This is a genomic window from Actinoplanes sp. NPDC023936 (assembly GCF_040639325.1).
Lineage (GTDB): Bacteria > Actinomycetota > Actinomycetes > Mycobacteriales > Micromonosporaceae > Actinoplanes.
Map to the genome: position 1 here is coordinate 38787 of NZ_JBEZZR010000054.1, position 9277 is coordinate 48063.

At 70.7% G+C, this 9277-nt stretch carries 8 protein-coding genes; 4 read left to right on the forward strand and 4 right to left on the reverse strand.

All coding sequences use genetic code 11. From position 1 onward, the window contains the following. Positions 1–68: 68 nt before the first annotated feature. Genes AB0F72_RS38995 through AB0F72_RS39010 form a run of 4 tightly spaced genes read right to left on the reverse strand, consistent with a single transcriptional unit; the run spans position 69 to position 4203 of the window. Complete coding sequence (locus tag AB0F72_RS38995) at positions 69–1106, reverse strand: MerR family transcriptional regulator (RefSeq protein WP_360443145.1); 1038 nt, start codon at positions 1104–1106, stop codon at positions 69–71. Then, a complete protein-coding gene (gene idi / locus AB0F72_RS39000; RefSeq protein ID WP_360443148.1) occupies positions 1096–1665 on the reverse strand; it encodes an isopentenyl-diphosphate Delta-isomerase in 570 nt (189 codons plus the stop codon). The genes AB0F72_RS38995 and idi overlap by 11 nt, the downstream gene beginning before the upstream one ends. Further along, positions 1662–3143 carry a phytoene desaturase family protein gene (gene crtI / locus AB0F72_RS39005; RefSeq protein ID WP_360443151.1) on the reverse strand — a complete coding sequence of 494 codons (1482 nt, stop codon included), beginning with the start codon at positions 3141–3143 and terminating at the stop codon, positions 1662–1664. The genes idi and crtI overlap by 4 nt, the downstream gene beginning before the upstream one ends. 31 nt (positions 3144–3174) lie before the next feature. Then, complete coding sequence (locus AB0F72_RS39010; RefSeq protein WP_360443173.1) at positions 3175–4203, reverse strand: polyprenyl synthetase family protein; 1029 nt, start codon at positions 4201–4203, stop codon at positions 3175–3177. Positions 4204–4310: 107 nt separating this feature from the next. Between AB0F72_RS39010 and AB0F72_RS39015 the strand changes: the two genes are divergently transcribed. The 4 genes from AB0F72_RS39015 (at position 4311) to AB0F72_RS39030 (ending at position 8908) form a co-directional block, all read left to right on the forward strand. Further along, positions 4311–5198 carry a phytoene/squalene synthase family protein gene (locus tag AB0F72_RS39015; RefSeq protein ID WP_360443154.1) on the forward strand — a complete coding sequence of 296 codons (888 nt, stop codon included), beginning with the start codon at positions 4311–4313 and terminating at the stop codon, positions 5196–5198. Next, a complete protein-coding gene (locus tag AB0F72_RS39020; RefSeq protein ID WP_360443157.1) occupies positions 5198–6538 on the forward strand; it encodes a deoxyribodipyrimidine photo-lyase in 1341 nt (446 codons plus the stop codon). Before AB0F72_RS39015 ends, AB0F72_RS39020 begins: the two co-directional genes overlap by 1 nt. A gap of 130 nt (positions 6539–6668) precedes the next feature. Beyond that, complete coding sequence (locus tag AB0F72_RS39025; RefSeq protein WP_360443160.1) at positions 6669–8018, forward strand: NAD(P)/FAD-dependent oxidoreductase; 1350 nt, start codon at positions 6669–6671, stop codon at positions 8016–8018. 35 nt (positions 8019–8053) lie between these two features. Further along, entirely contained in the window at positions 8054–8908 is an 855-nt protein-coding gene (locus tag AB0F72_RS39030) for a Rieske 2Fe-2S domain-containing protein (RefSeq protein ID WP_360443163.1), read from the forward strand. The last annotated feature ends 369 nt before the right edge of the window (positions 8909–9277 follow it).

Here is a 9277-nt window from a genome sequence, read left to right on the forward strand (position 1 = left end):
CCCGGGCGGTCTCCAAATCGGTACCCCCCTTTTTCTTCGCACGCGTCTGACCTGCGGAAACGTGGACCTCAATCGGAGGTCGCCCGGGCAATGAGGCGGACTGCGCTTGCAAGATCACTAAGGGTGGTGACGGTGGGCGGGAGGCCTTCGACGGGCCAGCCGGGACCGGCCGCGGCGAGGATCAAAGGCGGTTTGGGTACGCCCAGAATCCGCTCCAGCTGATCGACACCTGCGGTACCGGGCAGCTGGGACCAGAGCACCACCACGGCCGGCCCGGTGCGGTTCACGGCGTCCAGCAGAGCCTGTGCCGGCACCCGGGCGCCCAGCAGCCGGGTCGGCACTCCCTGCTCGGCCAGCGCGGCGGCGAGCGCCTCCAGCGGCAGCGTGTGCTGTTCCTCGTCGGCGGCGGCGAGCAGGGTCCGCGGTTCGCGGTCACGGGGCGGCCGGGGTACGGCGGCGAGCACCTCGGTGACGGTCCGGGACAGCAGGTGTTCGACCTCGACGAACCGTTCGGTGGCTTCGTACCGTTCCCCGATGCCGATCAGCACCGGCATGATCACGTGGAGCCAGGCGAGGATCACGCCCCGGCCGGTGACCGCCGCCTCGATGATGTAGCGCATCGAGGGCCCGTCGAGCCGCATCGCGGCCCTGGCCAGTCCCCGAGCGGCCGGATTGGCGCGGGGCCCGAGCGCGATGGTCTGCCCACCCCCGGCCGGAGCGGCGCCGGAGAGATCGGAGACATCGGGAGAAGCGCCGGAGAGATCGGTAGACCCGCTCGAGAGATGCGGAGACCGTCCCGCGAAATCGGGAGAAGCGCCCAGGAGATCCGGAGAAGCGCCCGAGAGCTCGGGGGACCCACCGGACAGCGAAGCGTCCGACGGGGCGCGCCGCGCCCAGGCAGCCGCCTCCGCCGGCGACACCCCCTGAGCGGTGAGCCGCTGCATGACCTGCAGACGGACCATGTCCTCGACGGTGTATCGCCGGTGATGCCCGGGTTCGTGCCGGCTCGGCCCGAGCCCGTACCTCTGATGCCAGGTTCGCAAGGTGGTGACCGCGACGCCGAGCCGGCGCGCGGCGGCACCCGCGCTCAGGCCCTCATTTGCCACCTGACCGCTCCGGGGACCTTTCCGACAGATGGGCCACCAGGCGGTCCGTCACACCGCCGAGCCAGGGCGCGTACGTTTCCGGATCGCTCTCCAGCCGGGCGAGAAGATCCGGCACGGACACCCAGAGCAGCCGCGCCACCTCGGCCGGGTCCGGCCGGAACTGGGTGCCGACCGGCAGCAGGCCGATCAGCACGTGGTCGTACTCCCGCTCCACCCGGCCGGTCATCGGGTCCTCCGCGAAGTACGAGTACACGCCGGCTTCCAGGAGCGGCACCCCGGCGACGCCCAACTCCTCGCCGAGGCGCTGCGCGGCGGCGTCGGCCACCGTCATTCCCGGCGCCGGATGCCCGCAGCAGGTGTTGCCCCAGCGCAGCGGGAACCGGGTCTTGGTCGCGGCCCGCTGCTGCAGCAGCACCCGCTCCTGGTCGTCCACCAGGAAGACCGAGAACGCCCGGTGCAGCTGTCCCGGCGCGGTGTGCGCGTCCGCGACGGTCGCCGAGCCCACCGTGCTCCCGGCCTCGTCGACGAGCTCGACGAGATGCGTTTCCCGAGAGCTCACCGGCCACCCCCGGTGACGCGCGCGGCGGCCAGCTTGCCGGAGATCAGCACCATCGGCACGCCGACGCCGGGCTGGGTGCCGGAGCCGGTGAACACGACGTTGGGCAGTGTCGGATGCATGTTCGACGGCCGGAACGGTCCGGTCTGCGCGAACGTGTGCGCGGCCGCGAACGGGGTGCCGGCGGCCATGCCCTCGTCGGCCCAGTCGGCGGGTGTGACGATCCGCTGGACTTCGACGCCGTCGCGGAACCCGATGTAGCCGCGGTCCTCGAGCACCCGCAGGATCTCGTCGGCGTACCGCTTGCCGAGGCCGCCGCGCCAGTCCATCGGGCCGGCCACGAGGTTGGGCGCGGGCGCCAGCACGTAGTAGGTCTGCTTGCCCTCAGGCGCGTACGCCGGATCGGTGCGCGTGGGGTTGGTCACCAGCAGGGACGGGTCGCTCATCAGCAGACCCTTGCGGATGACCTCGTCGAACGTACCCTTCCAGGCTTTTCCGAAGTGAATGTTGTGGTGGGCGATCTTGGAGTAGGCGCGGTCCGAGCCGATGTGCAGGACCACGCAGGACGGCGAGTAGCGCAGCGGGCGGCGGCGCTTGCCGGGCAGCAGATCCCGGTACGCGATCGGCAGGTCCGGGTTGAGGACGACGACGTCGGCGGGAATGTGCTCGCCACCGGCCGTGACGACGCCGGTAGCCCGGCCGTTCGTGGTGAGCACACGCTCGACGGTGGTGTCGTACCGGATCGTCACGCCGTGCTTCTCGGCCACCGCGGCCATCGCTTTCGGCACCGCGTGCATGCCGCCGACCGGGAAGTACACCCCGGCCACCGAGTCGAGGTACGCGATGACGGCGTAGATGGCGAGCGCGTCGTGCGGCGCGAGTCCGGCGTACATCGCCTGGAACGAGAATATCCGCTGGGTACGCGGGTCCCGGAAGAACTGCTCGATCTTGGGCTGCATGCGCCGGAACGCGCCCATCCCGAGCAGCTTCAGCAGGCCCACGTTCACGAGATCGAGCGGGGTGTCGAGGTTCTTGTCGATGAAGTCGTTGCGTTCCAGCTGCCAGAGCCGCCGGGTGTAGTCGACGAACCGCAGGTAACCGTCGGCCTCCCGGGCGCCGCAGACCCGCGCGATCTCGGCGGCCATCCGGGTGGTGTCGGTGCGGATGTCCAGGGTGGAGCCGTCCGGGTAGTACGCCCGGTATGCCGGGTCGAGCGGCCGCAGCTCCAGCCAGTCCTCAAGTTTCTCGCCGACCGCGGCGAGCGGCTCGGCGATCAGTTCCGGCATGGTCAGCACGGTCGGCCCGGTGTCGAACTCGTAACCGCCGATGGAGAGACGGCCTGCTCGGCCGCCCGGTATCGGTTCGCGTTCGACGACGGTGACCTGCCGGCCGGCCGCGGCCAGATGAAGAGCGCAGGCAAGGCCGCCGAGGCCGGCGCCGACCACGACGACCCGGTCGGTGGGTCCGGTCACTACACGCACGAGGGGAGCTCCAAAGAGAGGGGGGAGAACATCATGCCGGTCGGTGCGTCGCGACGGTTGCCAAGTCGATGAGGGCGGCGCGCGCGTCCGGGTGAATCGGGGCTTCGGAGAGAGCCGCCAAGCCTTCGTCCACCCGGACCCGGATCATCTCCTCGATCCGGCGCGGCGCGCCGGTCTCCGCGATGATCTGCGCGCGCCGCGCTATGTCGCCGCCGGCGAACGCGGCGAGCTGCGCGTCGGTGGACAACCGCCGGGCGAGCATGAGCAGGGTGGTGGGCTTGCCGGTCCGCAGATCGTCCGCGGCCGGCTTGCCGGTGACCGCGGGATCGCCGTAGACGCCGAGCATGTCGTCACGGAGCTGGAAGGCCTCGCCGATGGTGATCCCGTAGACCCGGAACGCCTCGTCGAGCCGCCGGTCGCCGCCGGCCAGCGCGGCGCCGAAGGAGAGCGGCCACTGGATCGTGTAGCTCGCCGTCTTGTGCCGGGCCACGGTCAGCGCCCGCTCCACCGACCACGAGGCGGGGTCGCTCTCGCCGAGAACGTCGAGGTACTGCCCGGCGATCGCCTCGACGCGCATCCGGTCATACCGATCGCGGACCTCCAGCAGGGTGGCGGCGGGCAGCCGGGTGCGGCTCAGCAACTGGTCGGCCCAGACCAGGCAGAGGTCGCCGACCAGGATCGCGGCCGATCCGCCGAAGTGCTCGCCGTGCTGCGAGGCGAAGATCCGATGAGCGGTGGGACGGCCGCGCCGGGTGTCCGACTCGTCCATCAGGTCGTCGTGCACCAGCGCGAACGTGTGCATGAGTTCGAGGGCGCCGAAAGCGGGTAAGACCGGCTCGACCGGCTCGGCGGGGCCGACGACTCCACGCCACCCCCAGTACGCGAACGTCGGCCGCAGCCGTTTGCCGCCGGCCATGACCAGGTCGCGGGCGGTGCGGGCGAAACCGCCGAGCGCCGGGTCGACGGCATCCAGGGCAGCGATCTGAGAAGCGAGGAAGTCGGCGAGGGTGCCCTCGACGGCGCCGATCAGCGCTCGTTGCGAGACCGACTGGCGCGGGATCGCTTCACAGCGACTTCCCTCGAGGGTGTGATTGGCCACGCGGAATACCGTACCCTAACTTTTGAAGTTGCGTCGATTCGTGCGTCGATTTTGCCGGGAGGCCCGGGATGGATACCGATTTGGCGGCTGCCTATGCGCGCTGCCGTAAACTGCATCGAGAGCACGGCCGGACGTACTACCTCGCGACCCGGTTGCTACCGGCATGGAAGCGTCGGCACGTCCACGCTCTATATGGATTCACCCGATATGCGGACGAAATTGTCGATCGCACCGAATCCCGGCCGTCCGCCGAGCGCGCCGCGCTGCTCACCGAGTGGTCCCAGGAGTTCCTGGCCGGGCTGCGCGGGGAGCCGACCGCCGACCCGATCCTGCCCGCGGTGCTGCACACCATCGCGGTCTTCGACCTCGACCTCGAGGACTTCGAGAAGTTCCTGCGCAGCATGGCGATGGACATCACGGTCACGGCGTACCAGACCTACGACGACCTGCTGGATTACATGGAGGGTTCGGCCGCCGTCATCGGCACGATGATGCTGCCGATCCTCGGCTCCTCCGATCCGGCCGCCGCCCGCGAGCCGGCCCGCCAGCTCGGGTTCGCGTTCCAGCTGACGAACTTCATCCGGGACGTCGCCGAGGACCTCGACCGCGGCCGTGTCTATCTGCCCGAGGAGCACCTGGACGAGTTCGGCCTGTCCCGCCGGATCCTGCAGGGCCGGATCGCCACCCCGGCGGTGAAAGCGCTGATCAAGGCGGAGGTGCGCCGGGCCCGGGAGCACTACGCGGCCGCCGCGCCCGGCATCCCGATGCTCGAACCGGCCTCGCAGGCCTGCATGCGCACCGCGTTCCAGCTCTACGGCGGCATCCTCGACGAGGTCGAGGCAGCCGACTACGACGTCTTCGCCCGCCGCGCCACGGTGCCCAACCGCCGGCGGGCCGCCGTCGCGGTCCGCAGCCTGCTCACCCGGCCGGGGACGCCGATCCCGAGCGCGGCCTGATGAACACGGCAGTCGTCCTGTTCACCCGGGACCTGCGCCTGCACGACAACCCGGCGCTCGCCGAGGCATGTGCGCGGGCGGACCGGGTGATCCCGCTCTACGTCCTCGATCCGACGCTGGCCGGGCTCTCCGGCAACCGGTCGCGATTCCTCCACCAGTCGCTGGCCGACCTGCGGGAACAGCTCCGGGAGCGCGGTGGTGACCTGGTCGTCCGCAGCGGTGACCCGGTGGCCGAGACGATCCGGCTGGCCCGCGAGCACGGCGCCGGGACCATCCATCTGGCGGCCGACGTCAGCGGGTACGCCCGCCGCCGGGAACGCCGCCTCACCGACGAGGGCGAACGGCACCGGATCGCGGTCCGGCTCCATCCCGGCGTCACGATCGTGGATCCGGGCGTGCTCCGGCCGGGTGGCGGAGGCGACTGCTACAAGGTCTTCACCCCGTACTTCCGGGTCTGGTCACAGACGCGGTGGCGCGTGGCGGCGCCGGTGCCGCAGCGGGTCACGCTTCCGGACGGCATCGCTGCCGGGCTCCTCCCCGCGATCCCGGACGGCGACTCCCCCCATGCCGCCGAGGGCGGCGAAACCGTCGGCCGGCGCCGGCTCACTGCCTGGCTGAGCCCGATTGACGGGTACGGGATGGACGGGTACCCGGACGTGCACGATGACCTGCCCGGCGACCGGACGAGCAGGCTCAGCCCGTACCTGCGCTGGGGTTGTCTCTCGCCACTGGCCCTCGCCGAGGCAGCCCGGGCGCGCGACGCCGAAGCCTTCGTCCGCCAGCTCTGCTGGCGTGACTTCTACTACCAGGTCGCGCGGGTGTTCCCGAAGCTGTCCACCGAGCCGCTCCGCCCGGGCGGCGACCGGGACTGGCGGTACGACGAGGACGCGCTCGCGCACTGGCAGGACGGGCTCACCGGCGTCCCGGTCGTCGACGCCGGGATGCGCCAGCTGCGCGCCGAGGGCTGGATGCACAACCGGGCCCGCCTGATCACCGCCGCGTTCCTCACTAAACACCTCGGCCTGGACTGGCGGGCCGGCGTCGACTGGTTCTTCCGCTGGCTGCTCGACGGGGACGTGCCGAACAATTCCGGCAACTGGCAGTGGGTGGCCGGCACCGGGAACGACACCCGGCCGCACCGGCGGTTCAATCCGATTCGCCAAGCGCTCCGATTCGATCCTGAAGGCGTGTACGTTCGGCGCTACGTACCCGAGCTCAAAGGCATCGACGGCCCGGCCGTGCACCAGCCATGGCGTCTGCCGGTGCCGGTCCGCCGCACCCTCGACTACCCCGGACCGCTGGAATCGCACCGTGACGAGGCGGTGTGGCTGCGGAATTGAGTCGCCGGTGGTGATGAGTTCCCGCCTGGTTCGCCGGGTGGGTTGAGCGGGGCTCGCCGGAGTTGCGTCCGTCAAAACGTTCACCGGTGGGCCCCGCGACGCTGCCGCCCGGAGTGCTTAGCTGGACCGCATGGGCGAAGCACGGCAAGTAGATGTAGTGGTACTCGGTCTGGGCGTCGGCGGCGAGGAGGTCGCCGGGCGGCTGGCCGCGGCCGGTCTGAACGTGGTCGGCGTCGAGAACAACCTGGTCGGCGGTGAGTGCCCGTACTGGGGTTGCATCCCCACGAAGATCATGGTCCGGGCCGGTTCGGCGCTGGCCGAGGCGCGGCGGATTCCCGGCCTGGCCGGCTCGGCGACTGTCGACCCGGACTGGGCGCCGGTCGCCAAGCGGATCCGCGACGAGGCGACCGACAACTGGAACGACAAGGTCGCCGTGGATCGATTCACCGGCAAGGGCGGCCATTTCGTACGAGGGACAGGCGTCATCACCGGACCGGGGCGGGTCCGGGTCGGTGACCAGGAGTACACCGCCACCCGTGGCATCGTCGTCGCCACCGGCACCGCAGCCGTCATCCCGCCGATCGACGGTCTCGCCGGCACGCCGTACTGGACGAACCGGGACGCCGTGGAAGCCGCCACCCTGCCCGGCTCGCTGCTGATCCTCGGCGGGGGTGCGATCGGCACCGAGTTCGCGCAGGCCTTCGCGCGCTTCGGTGTCCAGGTCACGATCGTCGAGGGCTCCGATCGGATCCTCGCCATGGAGGAGCCGGAGTCGTCCGCCGTGGCCGCGACGGTGCTCGCCGCGGACGGTGTGACGCTCAAGCTCGGCGTCCGAGCCTCCTCGGTCGCGCACTCCGCCGCGGGTTTCGCTGTCACCCTCACCGACGGCTCGACGGTGACCGGGGAGAAACTGCTCGTCGCGACCGGCCGCAAAGCCCGGCTCGGCGAGATCGGCCTGGACCCCGCGGAACGCTTTCTCACCACCGACGAGCGGATGCGCGCCGGCGACAAGCTCTGGGCGGTGGGCGACGTCACCGGCAACGGCGCGTTCACCCACATGGCGATGTACGAGGCGGACATCGCGGTTCGCGACATCCTCGGCCAGGGCGGGCCCGGCGCCGACTACCGCGCCCGGCCGCGCGTCACCTTCCTCGACCCGGAGATCGGCGCGGTCGGCCTCACCGAGAAGCAGGCCCGCGACGCCGGCCTCGACGTGCGGGTCGGGCACGTCCCGCTCTCCGCCACTTCCCGGGGGTTCATCCACGGCCCGGGCAACGAGGGCTTCATCAAGGTGATCGCCGACCACGCCAAGGGTGTGCTCGTCGGCGCGACCACGGCCGGGCCGGCCGGTGGCGAGATGATCGGCGCGCTGTCGGTGGCCGTGCACGCCGCGGTGCCGCTCGACACGCTGCGGAGCACCATCTGGGCGTACCCCACGTTCCACCGCGGCATCGGCTCCGCAATCGAGGCGCTTGGCTGAGTTTGGGGTGTCCCGGCCGGGGAACGCCTTCTGGCATGTTGCGGCAGGCGATCACCCGGCTCGAACAGACCGAAGCACTCGACGGCGTCAGCGACACCATCCAGTCGGCGGTGAGTTCCGCGGTCCGCCCACGCGGACTGCGGGACATCCTGCACGGCACGAAGATGGGGCACCCGCTGCACCCGGCGCTGGTGCAGGTGCCGGTCGGCGCGTTCCTCTCGGCGGCGGTGCTGGATCTGGTGCCGGGCGCCTCCAAGGCGGCCACCACGCTCATCGCGGTGGGGACCGCCGCTGTGCCGCCGGCCGCGATCGCCGGCTGGGTGGACTGGTCGGAGATGACCAAGGATCGGCGGCGGGTCGGGCTCGTCCACGCCGCTACGAACCTGGTCGCGACGGCCCTCTACGCGAGTTCGCTGGTGGCACGGCTCACCGGCCACGCCGCCCGGGGGCGGGCGCTGGCCTATGCCGGACTGTCGGTTGCGGGAGCGGGCGCCTATCTGGGCGGACATCTCGCGTACGCGCAGGGTGCGGGCATCAGCCATGCGGCGCCCGAGGTCGCTCTCGTTCCGGAGGAGTGGACCGCGGTGAGCTCGCTGTCGTCGTTGCCGGACCGGAAGGTCACCGTCCGGAAGGCCGGGGACGTGCCCGTGCTGCTGTACCGGCGCGGGGATCAGGTGTCCGCCCTGATCGAGCGGTGTTCGCACGAGGCGGGACCGCTCGGTGAGGGCGAAGTGATCGGAAGCGGTCCGAACGCGTGCGTGGTGTGCCCCTGGCACGGGAGCACCTTCCAGCTGAGCGACGGACGGGCCGTGCACGGGCCGGCCGGGAACGATCAGCCGGTACTGCCGGTCCGGGTCCGCGAGGGCATGGTCGAGGTCCGCCGACCCTAGATCCGCTATACACCTGCGCTGACCTGCATGAACGCGAGATACTAGGACCCGATTTGGAGAGCGGGAAACCAGCGGGTAATGTTTTCCGAGCCGGCAGGGAAACGGGCGAGCAAGCGGATCGAAACTTTGGATCACGCAGCGGCCGTCCTGCCAAATCCTTCGAATCAGATCTACGGCCTAGCCGTGGGCTGTGCCGGGGGACGTACTGGGCTAGATCGGCACCAACCGGGATTAACCGGTTGACAACGCCAAGAAGGCCTAGTAAAGTAGAGCGAGTGCCCCGGGGGCGGGCCGCGAAAGCGGTTCGAACGATGGTGTGCGGTTGTTCTTTGAGAACTCAACAGGGTGCTTGAAAAGCCAGTGCCAATT